Origin of the sequence: Actinoplanes auranticolor (genome assembly GCF_018332655.1) — a bacterium.
GTDB lineage: Bacteria > Actinomycetota > Actinomycetes > Mycobacteriales > Micromonosporaceae > Actinoplanes > Actinoplanes auranticolor.
Map to the genome: position 1 here is coordinate 70,950 of NZ_BOQL01000048.1, position 17,407 is coordinate 88,356.

Consider the following 17,407-nt stretch of genomic DNA (forward strand, 5'->3'; position numbering starts at 1 on the left):
CCAGGAGCGGAGAACGACGGAGACGGCACGGGTCACTCCCACCAGGCGAACAGAAAATGGGGCCGAGGCGACCGGCCGCCGGAATGGTAGGCAGGCACGGCGCGGACCCGACAGGCCCTTAAGCGGGACCAAAGAATGACTGTCCATCAGGACAGAATTCGCCGGCCCGGACCGGAAAAGTGTTAGCGGCCAACCCGTCGACCACAATCGATCCCCGCTCAGTACACTCGGCGAAAGCAGAGCCGTACTCGCGTTGAGGAGCATCCCGCAATGTCCGAACGCGATACGGCGCGTGCGGGGGACCAGACAGCGGTCCTGGTGATGGCACCCGAGCTGCGCCCAGCGGCGACCGCTGCTCAGAGCGGGCCTCCCGCGTCCCCACCGGTGCGGCCGATCGTCGACGTGACAGTGCGCGCGGCCTGGCCCGCCCTGGCTCTGTACCTCGGGCTGCGGACGTTCAGCATCCTCGTGCTCTGGCTCTTCGCCGCCGACCGGAACCGCGGCCTGCTGGACGTGCTCAGCCGCTACGACGCCGTGCACTATGCCGGCATCGTGGCGCGCGGCTACGACGCGGCCATTCCGCTCAAGGCCGACGGCACCCTGGCCATCACCAATCTCGCGTTCTTCCCGCTGTTTCCCGGCCTGACCGCGCTGGCCGACCCGATCCTGCCCGGCGGCCCGGCCGGCGCGGGCATCGCTGTCTCCTGGCTGGCCGGCATCGCCGCCGCGTGGGGCCTGTTCGCCATCGGCGCCCACCTGCGGGACAGACGCACCGGCGTGCTCCTGGCCGGCCTGTGGGCCGTCCTGCCGCACGCCCTCGTGCAGTCCATGGGATACACGGAGACGCTGTTCACCGCGCTGGCCGCCTGGTCGCTGTTCGCGCTGCTCCGGCGGCACTGGCTCACCGCCGGTCTGCTGTGCACGCTGGCCGGGCTGACCCGCCCGACCGGCGCCGCGCTCGTGGCGGTGATCGGCCTGGCCGCACTGATCGCCGTCATCCGCCGGCGGGACGGGTGGCGGCCATGGCTGGCCGGCGCGATCGCCCCGGTGGGCCTGCTGAGCTACGTCATCTGGGTCGGCCACCGCCTGGGCCGGGCCGACGGCTACTTCCACGTGCAGAAAGACGCCTGGAAGATGTCGTACGACACCGGCGCCTTCACCGCCGGGACCGTGCACGCCGCACTGACCAAGCCGGCGCCGCTGGTGATCTACACCAACATCCTCCTGCTCCTGCTCGCGCTCGCCCTGCTGGCGATCCTGATCCTGGACCGGCTGCCGTGGCCGCTGGTGGTCTACGCGGGCCTGATCGTGGCGATGGCCTTCTTCGGCGACAGCTACTTCAACGCCAAGGCGAGACTGATGGTCCCCGCGTTCCCGCTGCTGCTGCCGATCGCGTACGCCCTGGCGGCGGGACGGCGACGGATCGCTGCGGTGGTCCTGGCCGCGCTGACCCTGATCTCGGCGGGGTACGGGGTGTATCTCGCCCTCGCCTGGACCGCCTCGCCCTAGTATCGTGGCGCGCCACCGGCCTACTGACCGGCCGTGCTCATCAGCACCGCTGTGGTGATGCTGTGGCCGACCGCGCGGGAGCCGATCACCCCTCAACCAGATGGCGGTGCTCACGCTGGCCCTGGTCATCGTGCTGATGCTGGCCGCGGCCTGGCTGCTGTACCGGCTGGTCGAGCGGCCGGTGAGCCGGGTGCTCAAACGCAAGCTGGATCAGGTGAGCGCGGTGCGGACCGGGTGACCCGGCCCGCACCGCGGCGCATCATTTGACCTTGAGCGTGACCCCGCTGCTGGTCGCGCTCGCGTTGTACGCGCCGCCCGCCACCGAGACCCGCAGCGTCCAGGTGCCGCGCTTGTAGGACCGGGAGAACGCGTACGTGCCGCTCGAGGTCGTCTTCGTGGTCGTTTCGGTGACCCAGCGCGAGCCCACCTTGCGTTGCAGGGTCACCTTGGCGCCCGCGCGGCCCGGTTTCGCCGTACCTGTCAGCTTGATCCTCGTGTTGGCCTTGGGTTTGGTGGTGCTTGCCTTGATCGTGACGGTGTAGCGCACCGTCGCCGCCGGCGTCGCTGACGTCGCCGGCCAGGCGCCGGACGAGCCCGCGTACCTGATCCGGTAGGCGGTTGTGATCGACGGCTTGACCGCCGACCGCCACGCCCCCTTGGCGTCGGTCCGCACCGTCGTGATCCGGCTCCAGGTCGTCTTCCCGGCCGGTCGTTGTTCCAGGGTCGCCGCCGCTCCGGCGATCCCGGTGCTGCCGCGGAGGACCTTGCCGCTCAGCGTGGCCGTCTGGCCGTAGCTGAACGCGGTGGGCGTCACCGTCATCGGGGGGGCGGTGGGGGACAGGGTGAACGTCTTCTCCGCACCGTCGCCGATCGTGCTGGTGGCCCGCACCCCGATGGTGTACGTCTTACGGGTGTCCAGGCCGGTCAGTTCCAGCGACTTGGCGGAGGCGCGAAGCGTCGTCTCCTGACCGGGGGAGACCCGTACGATGAAGCCGGTGGGGACCATCTCCCCGGTGCGGTATGTCGCCTTGACCCACTCCACCAGAGCGGTGCCGTCGCCGGCGGTGACCGACACGCTGACCGGGGCGCCCGGTGCCTGCGCCGGCAGCACCTGCCACGGCACCGAGGCCGTCACCTGGTCACCGTCGGCGTCGACGGCGGTCACCACGGTGGTGCCGGAGCCGGGGGTCGTGGGTATCCCGCCGATGGCGGCGACCAGCGTGCCCGATCCCGGCCGGCGTACCCCGAGGGTCAGGCCGTCAGGCAGGCCCGTGGCGGTCGCCTGGAACGAGGCGGCGCCATCGATCATCTGGTCCGATGCGTCGGTGAAGATCACGCTGAAGTTGCCGAAGGTGCCGTAACCCAGCTGCATCGTCTGGGCCGGCGGGACCGACACGACGACCGGCGGCCCCTTGACCACCCACCACATCAGTGCCCGGGCGGTGTTGCCGTCCGGGTCGGTCGCGATGATGTCGCTGGGGTAGTCGCCCTTGACCGTGGTCGTGCCCGAGATCAGCCCGTCGGCGTCGATCGACACGCCGGGCGGCAGGTTGACGGCGCTGAAGGTCACCGGCTGTCCCTGCGGATCGCGGGCGCTGACCTGGACCCGCACCGTGTCCCCGACATGCGGGGTGGGCGCGACGTCCTCGAAGTTCGCCAGTTCCGGAGCGCCGTACGCCGGGTCGGAGCCGTCCACCCCGGCGGCCAGCCAGGCCGCGTCGACGGTGCGCCGCTCCACGCTGTCCGGGCCGTACAGGTCCGCGGCCGCGCGCCTGGTCGCATCCCGCGCGCCGGAGAAGTTGGTGTTCGACACCATGTAGACGGTGAGCGCGCGGTACCAGATCCGCGCCGCGCGGTCGTTGCCGATGCCGGTCACCGGCGCGGCGTCGCCACACGGCGGGCTGTCGCCCCACTGCGACGCGCCGCTGCCCACGGCCAGGGTGTAGAAGAACTTGTTGCCGACGCCGGACGAGTAGTGCACGTCGAGGTTCTTGACCGCCGGGGACCAGCACGAGGCCGACTTGCCGTCCTGGGCGGGATCGTCCATCCGGCGCAGGGCCGGGGTACGGAACTCGGTCTTCTCGGCGATCAGGTAGTCCGGCGGGTCGGCCGGGTTGGCCGCCGAGAACTCGACCAGGGTGCCGAAGATGTCGCTGTTGGCCTCGTTCAGCCCGCCGGACTCACCGGAGCTCACCAGCCTGGCGGTCGCGCGGTTGAGACCGTGGGCCATCTCGTGCGCCACGACGTCGAGCGACGTGAACGGCTTACCGGCGGGCGTCCCGTCACCGAAGAGCATGCAGTCGCACGCGTTGCGCCATGAGGCGTTCGCATCGTCGACGTCGTGGTGGACGTACGCGGTCACGCCCTTGCCGTCGTTGCGCAGGCCCGAACGGCCGAACGTGTCCCGCAGGTAGTCCCAGGTGCGGGCGATGCCGTAGTGCACGTCGACAGCCGCGGTGGCGCGGTCGGTGCGGGTGCCGTCGCCCCACTCGTCGTCCGCGTCGGTGAACTCGGCGAACTGGTCCGGCTCGAGCCGGTAGGAGCGGTTGAGGGCGTCGCGCACGGTGCTGTCACCCCGGTCCGGGTCGACCAGCGTGTAGGTGCCGTCGTCGCGCCGGGTGCTGCGCACCGGGACGTCGCCGACCATCAGCCCGTGCCCGGTGCCCGCTTCGGCGGTGTCCACCTCGTCGTAGCTGCGCCGCACCGCCCCGGTGGTCGCGTCGACGATCACCACCTGGCTGCCGGCGGAGACCTGCCAGGCGCGTGCCGGCTTACCGGCGAAGGCGTCGACCACCTGCCGCGCGTCTCCGGCGCCGGACCGGCCGGCGAACCGCCCGGCCGCCGCGACCGCCTGCTTCCGGCTGATCTCCGCGGTCGCCGGAACGTCGATCGCGTGCTGTTGCGCCACGGTGGCATTGGTGAACCGGCCGGTCGCGCTCGAATGGACCACGAAGTCGCCGCCGAGCACGGCGAGACCACGGTGGGTGCGCTCGAACCGGACGTGCCGGCTGCCGGCCGCATCCACCACGGCGTCGACCACCCGGTACTGCTCGCCCGGCGCGGACCGGACGGCCACGCCGTTACGGCGGATCGCCGCTCGCGCGTCCTTGACCGCCCGGGCGCGGCTGATCGCCGGCCCGGGCGCCGGCGCAGCGGCCTTCTTCGGCGCCGCTGCGGCCTGAGGCTTTCCGGCGGCGATCGGATCGGGTACGGCGGATGGCCCGGGCGCGGCCGCCTCGTTCCACCGTGGCCGCGCATCGTCCGCGGGCACCTCCCGGGCGACCACGATCCCGGCCCCGGTCAGGGCCAGGACGGCGGCCACTGCGATCGGGCCACGGCGATGCCGGAATGCCATCCTCATTTTCCCCCGTCGATCTTCGATGAGGATGGGACGATACCGGAACGACGCTCGATGAGCAGCCCCTGTCCGGGAGGGGCTAGTTTGCTGGGATGAGTCTCCTTGATGACGTGGCGGAGCGGGACGGCTGGCGGTGCTGGGTGTGCGACGAGCCGGTCGACGCCGACATGTCGGTGAACGACCCGCGTGGCCCCAGCGTCGACAGCCGTACCGCCGACCGGAAGGCCAAGGTGACCGAGCGGCTCGCGCACCGCGCCTGCAACACCCGCAAGGGCGCGGTCAAGGTGGTCATCGCCTGGCCCGACCGGCTGCACGTGGTGGAGCCGGCGCCGCTGATCGCCGTGGCCGACCGCCTCGAACGCAAGGGCGGCCGTGAGCTGGTCGCACGCTGCCCGAGCCGGAAGGACGCTCAGGAGGCGGCGGACTGGCTGGTCGACCGGTTCTCGCGGCTGACGCCCGGACTGCCGGTGACCGCGAGCGTCGACGCCGGCGGCGGGCAGTTCCTCGTCGCGCTGGCCGCGGGCCGCCGCTGACCGCAGGCCGGAAGCGGTCTGCCGGGTGGGCGGTGGTCGTCGCCGCCCGGTGCGAGCCCGTTCGAGAAGGCCGGCCGCGGCGGCCGGCCGATGAGCCGCGTCAGGATGTCCTCCGCTCCGCGCGCGCGGAGCGGACAGTCCGGTAGTGGCGGGCCGCGCGGGCGCGGTTTCCGCAGGCCACCGAGCACCATTCGCGGCGTGGGTGCGTCCTGGCGAAGTAGAGCACGCAGCCGGGGGCGCAGCAGGCGCGGAGCGTCGATTCGCCGGCGAGCAGCTGCTGGGCCCCGGCTGCCACCTCGGCCAGGGCGGTGATCACCGTGGAAGCCGTGGGCCCGTCGGTGAGAGCGAGGCTTTCTCCGTGCAGCACCAGCCGGGGGGCCGGAAGCTCACGGACGGCGGCGTTCACCGTCTTGATCGCCTGTACGACGTCCGGCCCGGCAGAGACTGCGGCGGGACGTTCGTCGCCGGTCACGAGAGCGGCCAGCCGGCGTACGGCATCGCGCAGGGCCCGCGCGCGCAGGAACTCGTCGCTGGTCGCCGCCACGCCGTGGCGGTCGACGCCGATGGCGTCCAGCCACTCGTCCAGATCCGGTGGCTCCGCCAGATCGTCGTGCACCCCGTCGGTGTCGGCCCGGATCGTCGCCATCAGCCGCACCGCCACCGGTTCGTCGGCGAGCATCCAGGCCCGTGCGGAAGCCGTATCACCCACCCCGGAAACGTATCACGGAACATGACGCTTGCATCCGTGAGTACATCGGGGTACAAATTCTCATGGGTGGCCGCACGTTCATCCGTTAGATCGGGGGCCTCATGACGACCGCGGGTTTCCACGATGGCGAGCTGGACGTTCAGCGCCGGGCCGGCGTACTGCAGGACGCCGCCCGTCTCTCACGCATGCTCGAACCGGCGGAGCTGTCCGGCGGCATCGCCGGATTCCTGGCCGAGCGCACCCTGCTGGTCATCACCGGGCGGGACGCGACCGGTCGGCTGTGGACCTCCCCGCTGGCCGGGACGGCCGGGTTCCTCGAGGTCCGGTCGGGCGCCGAGCTGGCCGTGCATGCCGGAGTCCCGGCCGGCGACCCGCTGCACGGCATCACCGCCGGCCAGTGGCTCGGCACGACCAGCATGGATTTCGCCCTGCGACGCCGGGTACGGATCAACGGCACCCTCGCGCAGGCCACCGAGGACCTGCTCGTCCTCGACGTCGAGCAGGTCTACGGCAACTGCCCGCAGTACATCCAGCAGCGGCTGCTCACCCCGGACACCACCGGCCGGTCGGCGCCCGGAGATGCGCGTCGCGGTGCCGTGCTGGAGCCGTACGACATCGAGGTGATCCGCTCGGCCGACACCTTCTTCCTCGGCACCGCCCACCCGGAGCGGGGTGCCGACGCCGCGCACCGCGGCGGCCCGCCCGGCTTCGTCCGGGTCGACGAGCGTGGACTGTGGTGGCCGGACTATCCCGGCAACAACCTCTTCAACAGCCTCGGCAACCTGGCCGTCAGCCCTGAGGCCGCCCTGTTGTTCCCGGACTTCACCACCGGCGCCACCCTGCACCTGTCCGGCACCGCCCGGGTCGAGTGGGGTGAGGCCGGCCGGCCCGGCGACGACGGGCACAGCGGCCGCATCGTCCGCTTCGAGCCGGAACGCCTCGTCAGCGCCCGCCGGCTGCCGATGCGCGAGGTCGCCCACCGCCCCTGCCCGCGCAACCCCACGCTCACCGACCGCAAGGAGCAATCCCGATGACCGAGGCCCGACCGCCGTTCCCGCCGTTCGACCTGGCCACCGCCCGGCAGTAGGTGCAGGCTGCCGAGGATGCCTGGAACACCCGCGATCCCGCGCGGGTCGCCACGGCCTACACGCCCGACTCGCACAACGACCGCCGGATCGACGAGTCCGAGCGTCGCATCACCGGCCCCCGCCCGGAATCCGAGCGTGGCCTCGACATCCCGATCTGGTGAGGGCGGGCGGATCGGCGGCGATGCCTTCCCCGGGGCCGACCTGAGTCATACCCTTCGATGGGAGATCCGCGACGCGGCAACGCTGAGGAGGGGTCATGAAACTCGTGGTCAGGTTCGTGGTGGCGGTGGTCCTGGCGGTGGGACTCGCCGGATCGGTGGGGCCGGCCGCCGCGGCGTCGTCCGGCCCGGGAGGCCCCGGGCATCATCCCCGGTTCAGTGCGCTGGTCTTCTCGAAGACCGCGGCGTTCCGGCACGACTCGATCCCGGCCGGAGTGGCCGCGATCAAGCAGCTCGGCGCCCGGCACCACTTCCGGGTCGACGCGACCGAGGATGCCGCGGCGTTCACCGACGCCAACCTCGCCCGCTACGACGTCGTGATCTGGTTGAGCACCACCGGTGACGTGCTCACCGACGAGCAGCAGGGCGCCTTCGAGCGCTACATCCGCGCCGGTGGCGGCTACGCGGGCATCCACGCCGCCTCGGACACCGAGTACGACTGGGCCTGGTACGGCGGGCTGGTCGCGGCGTACTTCCGGGACCACCCGGGCTCGGTCAGCCCTCAGTTCCAGGTCGCCACGGTGAAGGTCTTCGGCCGCGACACCGCCGCCACCCGGCCGCTGCCGCGCCGCTGGGAACGGGAAGAGGAGTGGTACAACTTCCGCACCAACCCGCGGCACACCGTCCGGGTCCTCGCCGAAGTGGACGAACGCACCTACGACCCGCGCGGGTACAGCGTTCCCGGCGGCTCACCCGGCATGGGCCGGCATCACCCGGTCTCCTGGTGCCAGCCGTACGACGGTGGCCGCGCCTTCTACACCGCGATGGGCCACAAGGCCGAGTACTTCACCGAGCCACTGCTGCTGGCCCACCTGCTCGGCGGGATCCGGATGGCGGCCGGCGAAACCCGGTTCAACTGCGGCCGGGAGGACTGAGCCGGACGAATCGACGCGCGCCGACGGACCGCCCGGTCACTGCCCGGGGCGGCGGCCCAGCCAGGCGGTCCGGCGGCGCTGCGAGGCCCGGGACAGCCAGGCGTCCTGGATCACCTCGGCCAGTTCCGTACGGCTGATCTCGCCGAGCCGGCACGCCCGGATCAGCACCGAGGGGTGGCCGTCGAAGTGCGGCGTGGTGAAGAAGGGCGTCGTCTCGTCCTGGACCAGCGCCTGCTTGTCCGCGTCCGACTCGACCCAGAAGACGATCACGTCGGGGTAGCGTTCGCCGGTCTCCGGATCCACCGCGTCGGGACGGGGCGTACGGAAGAAGACGAACGACTTGCCGCCCACCTGGTACACCGGGTTGTCCGCATCCGGGTCGTGGACGGTGACGTGCGGCATGGCCAGGGCGAGCGCGTGGACGTCCTCGAGGCGGGCGGGCCGATCGGCCGGGTCAGGCATTCAGTCAGCGTAGGCGCCGGAGATGAGTGCTGAGGTCAGCACGGCCGCGGTTCGTTCCTGCCACTGGTCCGGGGTCCACCCGCAGACGTCGGTGAACTGCAGGTAGGTCTCGACGTTGCCGAGCACGAAGGCGATGTCGCCGGCCTGCTCCACGTCGAGCCCGGGCCGCAGAGCGCCGCGCGCGGCGAGCAGATCCGCCAGGAGGCCGTGCGCCGTACGCGTCTGGGCCTGATTGGTGTCCCACTGCGCGGCCACCTCGGGATCCGTGCCGGTCGCCCCGCGCACGACCCGCATGAGCGGGGCGATCCGGTCGAGGATGGTCCGGCCGGCGGCCAGCCACAGCACGATGATCCGGACCGGATCGGTTTCCTGCCGGATCTGCTGCACCCACGGTCGTTCCATCAGCGGTACGGGGTCATCGTCACCGACCGCGGCGACGTCCAGCGCCTCTTTGAGCAGCGTGCGCTTGTTGCCGAAGTGGAAGTACACCGTCTGCACCGCGACTCCGGCCTGCTCGGCCACCTGATCCAGCAGCGTCGCCCCGTAGCCGTGCGCCACGAACTGCGACGCCGCGGCCGCGATGATGCGCCGCCGGGTGGCCCGCGCTTGCTCGGCCCGGCTCAGGCGGGGCTTGACAGATTCCGTCACACGCTAGAGCCTACTCTAGTGAGTTACTAGAGCCGACTCTAGCGAATGAGGACGACATGCCTGGGCTGTCCGGCTTCCACCACGTCAAACTCCCGGTCGCCGACCTGGACCGCAGCCGCGACTGGTACGCGACGGTCCTCGGTCTGCACGTCGAGATCGAATTCGTCGAGGACGGGCGTCTCCAAGGACTGGCCCTGGCGGACGCGAGCGGCCGGTCGCGCCTGGCGTTGCGCCTCGATCCGGTACGGGCGCAGGCCCTCGCCGGTTTCGACGTGGTCGCCCTGGAGGTGCCGGAGCGCGACGACATCAAGACCTGGCAGGCCCGGCTGGACGACCTGGGTCAGCCGCACGGCGGCATCGTCACCGGCCACAAGGGCGGCTCCGTCCTCGTCGGCCTGCACGACCCGGACGGCATCGAGATCCGCCTCTACGCTCCCTGACCCGAAAGGACCGACCATGCTGGACGTCCACACCGGCCTGACCCGCTCGCTCATCGACGGCGCCGAGGTCGCCCACACCGATTCCGGCGGCGACGGCGAACCGCTGCTGCTCATCCACGGCGGCGGGCTCGCCGACTGGCTCACGCCACTGGCCGCGACACCCGAACTGAAGGGCTACCGCGTGATTCGGATGGTCCGCGCCGGCTACACCGGTCGTCCGGTGCCGGCCGGGCTGACGGTGGCAGACCACGCCCGCCACGCCGCCACCCTGCTGCGGCAACTGGACGCGGCGCCCGCCCACGTCGTCGCCCACTCGTCCGGCTCGGCGATCGCTCTCCAGCTCGCCGTGGACGATCCTTCCTCCGTCCGTACGGTCGCTCTCTGCGAACCACCGCTCGTGGACACCCTGGCCGACCCCGCCGATCGGGATGCCCTGCACGCAGCCTTCGGCCCGGTGCTGGGATCAGCGATGGCCGCGACCGCCCGGGGCGACCACGCGGCAGCCTTCGACGCCTTCATGGCGCTGGTGTGCGGGCCCGGCTACCGCGCTGTCCTGGACGGCGTGCTCGGGGCCGGCCCCGTCGACGACGCGGCGCGTCACAGCGGCGACTTCTTCACCGGTGAACTGCCGGCGGTCGGCACCTGGACGTTCGACCCGGCGGTCATCCGGCCGGTCCTGCTCATTCAGGGAGCCGACAGCCCGCCGCCGGTGCACCGGCTGATCGCCCACGTCGCCGGCCTGCTCCCGGAATCCTCGGTCGTCACCGTCGGGCACGCCGACCACCTGATGCCGCTGACCGCGCCGGCCGAGCTCGGCGACGTCGTCGCCCGTTTCTGCCGATCGCGCCGCCGGTGACTGTGCCACCCGGCTTGTCTCCATGATTCATGCCAGGTCCCGACGGAAGCGGCATCCGGGCGCTTGCGGACGACGAACATGGCCTTTGTTGGCCGGCACCACCTACTCCCGGGAGTTCACCGTGAAGAAGACCGCTCTCATCGGCGCCCTGACCGCGACCGGTCTGGCGCTCACCGCGCTGGCCGCCACCCCGGCCGCCGCGGCCGCTGCCGACCCGATCCTGGCCGGCCAGCGTCAGGTCGTCATCAAGCCGATCCCCTCGTTCGAGTCGATCGTCGGGATCGACAGCAAGGGCCGGCTCAACCTGACCGACGGCGAGCCCGCGTACGGTCTGTTCGTGCTCTCGCCGGTCGGCCAGAAGTTCCAGATCAAGACCGCGAAGCCGGGCGACGGCAAGAAGGCCGCCTGCATCGGCATCCGGAGCAACGGCAGCAACCCGCTCACCGCGGTGGCGGCCACCTGCGACTCCCGCCGCGCCGGTCAGCTGTTCACGCTGGTCAAGCAGGCGAAGAAGGACAACGGCCGCGCGACGTACGGCATCCACAACGCCGGGGCGTTCCTGCAGTACTTCCCGCGCACCGGCCTGATCGCCGAGGAGCTGGGCGACTCGAACCTGGCGACGACCTTCTCCTTCGTCGACAACGGCCCGGCCCCGAAGCTGCCGAAATGATCCACGCTTTGCGGCGGTGGCGGCGGGCCCGGCTGCACATGACGAGCCGGGCGAGGACCCCGTGGCGCGGGGCCGGCAGGTGGGCGCCGAGGAACGCCGCGGTCAGCGTGAGCACGATGGTGCCGCCGACGGGTACGTTCTGGAGAACGGGTCCGGCAAGCTCCGCCAGGCCTCCTCGCCGCGGCAGAGTTCGTGGTCGGTGAGCAGGCAACTGGCCAGCGTGCGGTGCAGGCGTACGGGGTCCAGATCGACGCCGATGAAGGCCAGGTGCTGGTGCCGGTCGCCGTAGTACGGATCCCAGTCGACGGCGGCGGCCAGGCAGCGTTCGGCGCCGGCTCCGGCCCAGTGCTCACCGGGGACGTCGGCGAGCCATCCGCTGACCGGGCCCACGCTCAAGCCACCGGCGGACTCCCAGCTCAGGACCAGATCGGGGCGGGCGGCGAGCCAGAAGTGGCCGCGGGAGCGCACGACCTGACCAGTGATCTCGTCCAGCGCGTCATGCAGCCGCTCCGGATGGAAGGGCCGGCGGGCGTGGAACACGCAGGCGGTGACGCCGTGCTCGGCCACGGGCTCGTGGACCCCGACGGCGTGCCCGCGCAGGCCCCGGGTGAGTGGTGCCACGGGTTCGAGGCGGCCGGTGCTCGGCAGGCGTACGTCGTCCAGGCTCTGATGCTGTGACCACGGCGCGATCCGTTGCAGGAGAACGCGAAGCTGCTCGGCTTCCCACGCGTCGCCCTCGGGCTGTCCGGCCAGCAGGGCGGTGTCCGCCTGCTCCAGCTGCCGGGCCACCAGGTCGCCGATGCTGCGCCCGTCGGCGGGGCCGTGGTGCAGGCCGACCGCGCACAGGTCGGTCTCGTCGGTGAGGCCGTCCAGCGCGAGGTCGGCGGGCACGACGGTGATGACCTGCAAGGTGCCGGGGTGGCGCTGTGCCTGCCAGGCGGTGCGGATCTGGTCCGGCTCGAGCGATTCCGGCACGATGACGAGCCGGCCGGAGGCGTCGCCACCGGGTGCGACGGTGGCCAGGTCGGCGAGCAGGACGGCGGCCGGATCCTCGGCGGCCGGGATCTCCCCGCTGCCGTGCCGGGACAGCACTCCGGGTCGCGAGGTCTCGTAGTGCAGCAGCCGCAGCGTCGGATCACGGTCCAGCAGCGTCTGGGCCGCCTCGGCGGTCGCATGCGGCCAGAAGCCGCACACCATGACAACCGGTCTGCCGTACGGGGAACGGCCGTCGGCGATGCTCATCGGGACTCGATGACCTGGCGGCCACGGTAGAGGCCGCAGTGCACGCAGGCCCGGTGCGGGATGACCTTTTCGCGGCGCGGGCACGGGCAGTCGGCGAGGGCGGGCGCCGTGGCCTTCCACCGGGCACGGCGATGACGGGTGTTGGCGCGCGAGGTGCGCCGCTTGGGAACAGCCATGCCGCCATCTTGTTGGAAGCGGTTTTCATTGTAAAGTCATCCGCGGGGCCGCCGGGGAAGATCCGACCGGTTCGTCATGGTTGTCCGTCCACCCTGGACGGCTAGGCTGAGGCCGTCCCGGATCGACCGCATCCCCGGAGCCGACGATGACCGATGCCCTGCCCGGTGCCGAGTTCGACGCCGGCGTCCCGCATTCCGCCCGGGTCTGGAACTACTGGCTGGGCGGCAAGGACAACTTCGCGTCCGATCGCGCGGTCGGTGACCAGTTCGCGCAGCTGTATCCGGACATCACGGTCGTGGCCCGCTCGTCGCGGGCGTTCCTCAAGCGGGCCGTCACCTACCTGGCCGCCGAGGAGGGCATCCGCCAGTTCCTCGACATCGGCACGGGCATGCCGACCGCCGAGAACACGCACCAGGTGGCCCGGGCCGCCGCGCCGGAGTCGCGGATCGTCTACGTCGACAACGATCCCCTCGTGCTGACGCACGCCCGCACCCTGCTGACCGGCACGCCGCAGGGTGCCATCGAGTACGTCGACGCCGACCTGAACGACCCGGCGACGATCCTGCGAGCGGCCGGCCGCACCACGCTCGACCTCTCCCGGCCGACCGGGCTGATCCTGATGAACATCCTCGGCCACGTGGGCGACCTGGACCGCGCCGTCGCCATCGTCGGGCAGCTCATGGACGCCCTGCCGCCGGGCAGCCACCTGGTGACCGCCGACGGCACCGACGTCGTCGACGGACCCGCCTTCTCCGCGGCGATCGACGTGTGGAACGCCAACGCCCCGCTGGCGTACCACTTGCGGCACCCCGACCAGCTCGCCCGGTTCCTGACCGGGCTGACCGTCGTGGAGCCCGGCCTCGTCCCGTGCTCGCAGTGGCGCCCGTCGCCGGGAGCCACGCCCGAGGACCTCCGCGTGGTCGACGAATACGGCGCGGTCGCCGTCAAGCCGTAAGGGATCGGCCGGCCCTCGCACAATGGCATGGCGAGGATTCTGATTCCGTAGAACGAAAAGCGTTATGCCGGCGCCATATCGGAAGTCGCCAACGGCGAATTCGGCCTTACGGCTTGACAGTCATCGATATGCCGCTCAGGCTGGGAGCGCTCCCAGTATGGCTGTCTTTTCCCTTTCGAGGAGTCACGGATGCGGAAACTCAGGCCGGCCCATGCCCTGGTGCCGGCCGGTGCCGTCCTGCTGGCCTCCGCCGCGGTCGCGGTGGCGTTGCCGGCCGGGGCCACGGCCGCCGGTTGTGCGGTGAACTACACGGTCTCGTCGCAGTGGCAGGGTGGTTTCGGCGCCGAGGTCGCGATCACCAATCTCGGTGACCCCCTCACCGGCTGGGCGCTGACCTGGTCCTACGCTGCCGGCCAGACGGTCACCCAGGCCTGGAACACGACGCTGACCCAGGGCGGCGCCGCGGTCACGGCCCGGAACGTCAGCTACAACGGCTCCCTCGCCACCAACGGCACGGTCTCGTTCGGCTTCAACGCGTCGTCGACCGGCAGCAACCCGGCCCCGACCGCCTTCGCCCTCAACGGCGTGACCTGCACCGGCGGGACGGTGCCGACCACCGCACCGACCACGCCGACCACGACCGCGCCTGCCACCGCGCCCGACATCACGGTGAACGGCGCCACCAAGTACCAGACGATCGACGGGTTCGGGGCTGCCGTATCGATCTGGGGCGGCGCGTGGTCCACCACCGAGACGCAGACGCTGGTCGGCACGGGTGCCGGCCAGCTCGGCCTGTCGATTGTGCGGACCGGCGTCTCGCCCGTCTCCAGCGAATGGCCGGCGCAGGTCAACGCCTTGAAGACGGCGAAGTCGTACGGGTCCAACGTGAAGATCCTCGCCTCGCCGTGGACCGCACCGGCGGCGTGGAAGACGAACAACAGCCGGGTCAACGGCGGCAAGCTGAAGACCGACTACTACGACGACTATGCCAACCATCTCAACAGCTACGTCCAGTACATGAAGAACCAGGGCGTGGCGATCGACGTCACCTCGGTGCAGAACGAGCCGGACTGGCACCCGGACTACGACTCGATGGACTGGACCGGCACCGAACTGCGGAACTTCGTCCGCGACCACGGCGCCAAGGTGCAGAACACCAAGCTGATGGTGGCCGAAGCGGTGAACCTGAACTACGGCTACACCGATCCGACCCTCAACGACGCGAGTGCCCGCAACACCGTCGGCTACATCGGCGGGCACCTCTACGGCACCGAGGACGCGGGCCGGCTGAAGCCGTACCCGCTGGCCGCGCAGTACAACAAACCGGTGTGGATGACCGAATGGAACTTCCACGAGGCCGACGGGAACGGCTCCAATATCTGGGGCAACCCCGGTAATCAGGCGGTGTGGAACGAAACGCTCGACGACATCATGCGTACGGTGCACAAGTCGATGGAATCGAACTGGAGCGCCTACATCTGGTGGTACGGCAAGCGTTACTACTCCTTCATCGGTGACGGGGAATCGGCCTACGGCACCACCGCCGGAACGCCGCTGAAGCGCGGATACGCATTCTCGCAGTACGCCAAGTACGTGCGCCCCGGCCACCAACGGGTCGCCCTGACGAAGAGCGCCAAGGCCACGCCGCTGGAAGTGACCGCCTATCAGGGTGACGGGAAGACCACGCTGGTCGTCCTCAACCGCTCGAGCAGCGCGGTCACCAACGCTGTGCTGCAGGCCCCGCAGACCATCTCCCGGGCCGAGCACTACGTCACCTCGCAGAACGCCAACGCGGCCGGCCAGCCGACCAGCCTGAACGGGGGACAGGTCACGGTCAGCGTGCCCGCTCGCAGCATCTCCACCGTCGTGTTGACCCATCCCTCAGGAGTGACCCAGTGACCAGATCCAGATCGATCAGTGTCGGCCTGGCCTCGGCCGGCGTCGCCTTGCTCGCGTCGGCGGCGGTTGCCGTGGCGGTGCCGGCGGGTGCCGCGGCGGCGGGCTGCTCGGTGAACTACGCCGTGTCGTCGCAGTGGCAGGGCGGGTTCGGCGCCACCGTGTCGATCACCAACCTGGGTGACCCGCTGACCGGCTGGACGCTGACGTGGTCGTACGGCGCCGGGCAGACGGTGACGCAGGCGTGGAACACCACCCTGACGCAGAGCGGCTCGGCGGTGACCGCGACGAACGCGAGCTACAACGGCTCGCTGGGGACCAACGGCTCGGTGTCGTTCGGCTTCAACGGCTCGTGGACGGGCAGCAACCCGGCCCCGACCACCTTCGCGGTCAACGGGGTGACCTGTAACGGAGGGACCGTCCCCAGCTCGCCGGTCACCACACCGCCGACGTCACCGTCCGCGTCACCCTCGGCGCCGAGCCCCACGTGCACTCTTCCGTCGAGCTACCGCTGGACGTCCTCGGGCCCGCTGGCCAACCCCCGGTCGGGCTGGGTCTCGCTGAAGGACTTCACCAACGTCGTCTACAACGGCAAGCACCTGGTCTACGCGTCCAACGTGTCCGGCTCGACGTACGGCTCGATGAACTTCGGCCTCTTCACCGACTGGTCCGAGATGGCCTCGGCCAGCCAGAACGCGATGAACCAGGGCACCGTGGCGCCCACGCTGCTGTACTTCGCCCCGAAGAACATCTGGGTGCTGGCGTACCAGTGGGGTCCGACCTCGTTCAGCTACAAGACGTCGACCGACCCGACCAACGCCAACGGCTGGTCGTCGGTGCAGACGCTGTTCACCGGGACGATCGCCGATGCTCCGTACGGCGTGATCGACCAGACGCTCATCGGTGACGACCAGAACATGTACCTGTTCTTCGCCGGCGACAACGGCAAGATCTACCGGGCCAGCATGCCGATCGGCAACTTCCCGGGCAGCTTCGGCGCCTCGTACACCACGATCATGAGCGACACCAGGGAGAACCTGTTCGAGGGCGTCGAGGTCTACAAGGTCAAGGGCCAGAACCAGTACCTGATGATCGTCGAGGCGATCGGCAGCCAGGGACGCTACTTCCGCTCCTTCACGGCCACCAGCCTCAACGGTACGTGGACGCCGCAGGCCGCCACCGAGAGCAACCCGTTCGCGGGCAAGGCCAACAGCGGTGCCACCTGGACCAACGACATCAGCCACGGTGACCTGGTCCGCCACAACCCCGACCAGACCAAGACCATCGATCCGTGCAACCTGCAACTGCTCTACCAGGGCAAGGACCCCAACGCCGGCGGCGCCTACGACCAGCTGCCGTGGCGGCCGGGCCTGCTCACCCTGCGGCGCTGACAACTCCGGCGGGCCCGGTCCAGGACCGGGCCCGCCGGCGTCAGAACGAGCGCGACGGTACGGGCTCACGCAGCAGGAAGTCACGCTCCAGGTCGAAGCCGAGCACCTTGGCCGTCACGAACTGGGCGACCTTGCGAGCGTCACTGTGCGCGCAAATAGCCGCGGTCGATCGGTGCGGATCCGGGGGATGGCACTGTGCTGGAAACGCCGAACGGCGGCCCGCTGAATCAGTCGGGCCGCCGTTCGCAGTACGTGGATCAGAGCGGGCGGATGTTCTCCGCCTGCAGGCCCTTCTGGCCCTGGGTGATGTCGAACTCGACCTTCTGGTTCTCGTCGAGGCTGCGGTAGCCGCTCGTCGAGATCGCGGAGAAGTGGGCGAA

19 protein-coding genes are annotated in these 17,407 nt (G+C 70.8%); 12 read left to right on the plus strand and 7 right to left on the minus strand.

Annotation, left to right across the window (positions count from 1 at the left end):
* Positions 1-270: 270 nt before the first annotated feature.
* Together Aau02nite_RS29125 and Aau02nite_RS29130 are read left to right on the plus strand one after the other, a co-directional pair.
* Complete coding sequence (locus Aau02nite_RS29125; RefSeq protein WP_212991780.1) at positions 271-1,509, plus strand: ArnT family glycosyltransferase; 1,239 nt, start codon at positions 271-273, stop codon at positions 1,507-1,509.
* A gap of 100 nt (positions 1,510-1,609) precedes the next feature.
* Positions 1,610-1,747 (plus strand): hypothetical protein, encoded by a 138-nt coding sequence (locus Aau02nite_RS29130; RefSeq protein ID WP_212991781.1) that lies wholly within the window; start codon positions 1,610-1,612, stop codon positions 1,745-1,747.
* Between the two features lie 21 nt (positions 1,748-1,768).
* Here Aau02nite_RS29130 and Aau02nite_RS29135 read toward each other — a convergent pair whose 3' ends face one another.
* Positions 1,769-4,864 (minus strand): M4 family metallopeptidase, encoded by a 3,096-nt coding sequence (locus Aau02nite_RS29135; RefSeq protein WP_212991782.1) that lies wholly within the window; start codon positions 4,862-4,864, stop codon positions 1,769-1,771.
* Positions 4,865-4,959: 95 nt separating this feature from the next.
* Here Aau02nite_RS29135 and Aau02nite_RS29140 point away from each other — a divergent pair, with 95 nt between their 5' ends.
* Positions 4,960-5,400: a hypothetical protein gene (locus Aau02nite_RS29140; RefSeq protein WP_212991783.1), complete on the plus strand. Its 441-nt coding sequence runs from the start codon at positions 4,960-4,962 to the stop codon at positions 5,398-5,400.
* A 100-nt stretch (positions 5,401-5,500) separates the two neighbouring features.
* Here Aau02nite_RS29140 and Aau02nite_RS29145 read toward each other — a convergent pair whose 3' ends face one another.
* Positions 5,501-6,109, minus strand: coding sequence for a CGNR zinc finger domain-containing protein (locus Aau02nite_RS29145; protein ID WP_212991784.1), 609 nt, complete (start codon positions 6,107-6,109; stop codon positions 5,501-5,503).
* A gap of 101 nt (positions 6,110-6,210) precedes the next feature.
* Here Aau02nite_RS29145 and Aau02nite_RS29150 point away from each other — a divergent pair, with 101 nt between their 5' ends.
* The 3 genes from Aau02nite_RS29150 to Aau02nite_RS29160 all read left to right on the plus strand — a co-directional run bounded on the left by Aau02nite_RS29150 (position 6,211) and on the right by Aau02nite_RS29160 (position 8,290).
* Positions 6,211-7,143, plus strand: coding sequence for a pyridoxamine 5'-phosphate oxidase family protein (locus Aau02nite_RS29150; protein WP_212991785.1), 933 nt, complete (start codon positions 6,211-6,213; stop codon positions 7,141-7,143).
* A gap of 53 nt (positions 7,144-7,196) precedes the next feature.
* A complete protein-coding gene (locus Aau02nite_RS29155) occupies positions 7,197-7,358 on the plus strand; it encodes a DUF1348 family protein (RefSeq protein WP_246595530.1) in 162 nt (53 codons plus the stop codon).
* Between the two features lie 95 nt (positions 7,359-7,453).
* On the plus strand, positions 7,454-8,290 hold the full coding sequence (locus Aau02nite_RS29160) for a ThuA domain-containing protein (RefSeq protein ID WP_212991786.1): 837 nt from the start codon (positions 7,454-7,456) through the stop codon (positions 8,288-8,290).
* A gap of 36 nt (positions 8,291-8,326) precedes the next feature.
* Here the strand turns inward: Aau02nite_RS29160 and Aau02nite_RS29165 are convergent, their stop codons facing one another.
* Positions 8,327-8,752, minus strand: a complete 426-nt coding sequence (locus Aau02nite_RS29165) for an MmcQ/YjbR family DNA-binding protein (RefSeq protein ID WP_212991787.1) — start codon at positions 8,750-8,752, stop codon at positions 8,327-8,329.
* The gene (locus Aau02nite_RS29170; RefSeq protein ID WP_212991788.1) at positions 8,753-9,400 is read right to left on the minus strand and encodes a TetR/AcrR family transcriptional regulator; all 648 of its coding nucleotides are present in this window, start codon (positions 9,398-9,400) and stop codon (positions 8,753-8,755) included.
* A gap of 56 nt (positions 9,401-9,456) precedes the next feature.
* On the opposite strand from Aau02nite_RS29170, the gene Aau02nite_RS29175 reads away from it, so the two are divergent.
* From Aau02nite_RS29175 to Aau02nite_RS29185, 3 genes are all read left to right on the plus strand, one after another.
* On the plus strand, positions 9,457-9,840 hold the full coding sequence (locus tag Aau02nite_RS29175; protein WP_212991789.1) for a VOC family protein: 384 nt from the start codon (positions 9,457-9,459) through the stop codon (positions 9,838-9,840).
* A 16-nt stretch (positions 9,841-9,856) separates the two neighbouring features.
* Positions 9,857-10,696: an alpha/beta fold hydrolase gene (locus Aau02nite_RS29180; RefSeq protein WP_212991790.1), complete on the plus strand. Its 840-nt coding sequence runs from the start codon at positions 9,857-9,859 to the stop codon at positions 10,694-10,696.
* Positions 10,697-10,784: 88 nt separating this feature from the next.
* A complete protein-coding gene (locus tag Aau02nite_RS29185) occupies positions 10,785-11,366 on the plus strand; it encodes a hypothetical protein (RefSeq protein WP_212991791.1) in 582 nt (193 codons plus the stop codon).
* 102 nt (positions 11,367-11,468) lie between these two features.
* Here Aau02nite_RS29185 and Aau02nite_RS29190 read toward each other — a convergent pair whose 3' ends face one another.
* Both Aau02nite_RS29190 and rpmF read right to left on the minus strand, forming a co-directional pair.
* Entirely contained in the window at positions 11,469-12,608 is a 1,140-nt protein-coding gene (locus Aau02nite_RS29190) for a GTP-binding protein (protein ID WP_212991792.1), read from the minus strand.
* The gene (rpmF, locus tag Aau02nite_RS29195; RefSeq protein WP_212991793.1) at positions 12,605-12,784 is read right to left on the minus strand and encodes a 50S ribosomal protein L32; all 180 of its coding nucleotides are present in this window, start codon (positions 12,782-12,784) and stop codon (positions 12,605-12,607) included. Before rpmF ends, Aau02nite_RS29190 begins: the two co-directional genes overlap by 4 nt.
* Before the next feature lie 146 nt (positions 12,785-12,930).
* Here rpmF and Aau02nite_RS29200 point away from each other — a divergent pair, with 146 nt between their 5' ends.
* From Aau02nite_RS29200 to Aau02nite_RS29210, 3 genes are all read left to right on the plus strand, one after another.
* Positions 12,931-13,740, plus strand: coding sequence for an SAM-dependent methyltransferase (locus Aau02nite_RS29200; RefSeq protein WP_212991794.1), 810 nt, complete (start codon positions 12,931-12,933; stop codon positions 13,738-13,740).
* Positions 13,741-13,929: 189 nt separating this feature from the next.
* Positions 13,930-15,639 (plus strand): cellulose binding domain-containing protein, encoded by a 1,710-nt coding sequence (locus Aau02nite_RS29205; RefSeq protein ID WP_212991795.1) that lies wholly within the window; start codon positions 13,930-13,932, stop codon positions 15,637-15,639.
* Positions 15,636-17,027 carry a non-reducing end alpha-L-arabinofuranosidase family hydrolase gene (locus Aau02nite_RS29210; protein ID WP_212991796.1) on the plus strand — a complete coding sequence of 464 codons (1,392 nt, stop codon included), beginning with the start codon at positions 15,636-15,638 and terminating at the stop codon, positions 17,025-17,027. Before Aau02nite_RS29205 ends, Aau02nite_RS29210 begins: the two co-directional genes overlap by 4 nt.
* A 257-nt stretch (positions 17,028-17,284) precedes the next feature.
* Here Aau02nite_RS29210 and Aau02nite_RS29215 read toward each other — a convergent pair.
* Positions 17,285-17,407: cold-shock protein (locus tag Aau02nite_RS29215; protein ID WP_212991808.1), on the minus strand; the 123-nt coding region annotated here is incomplete at its 5' end.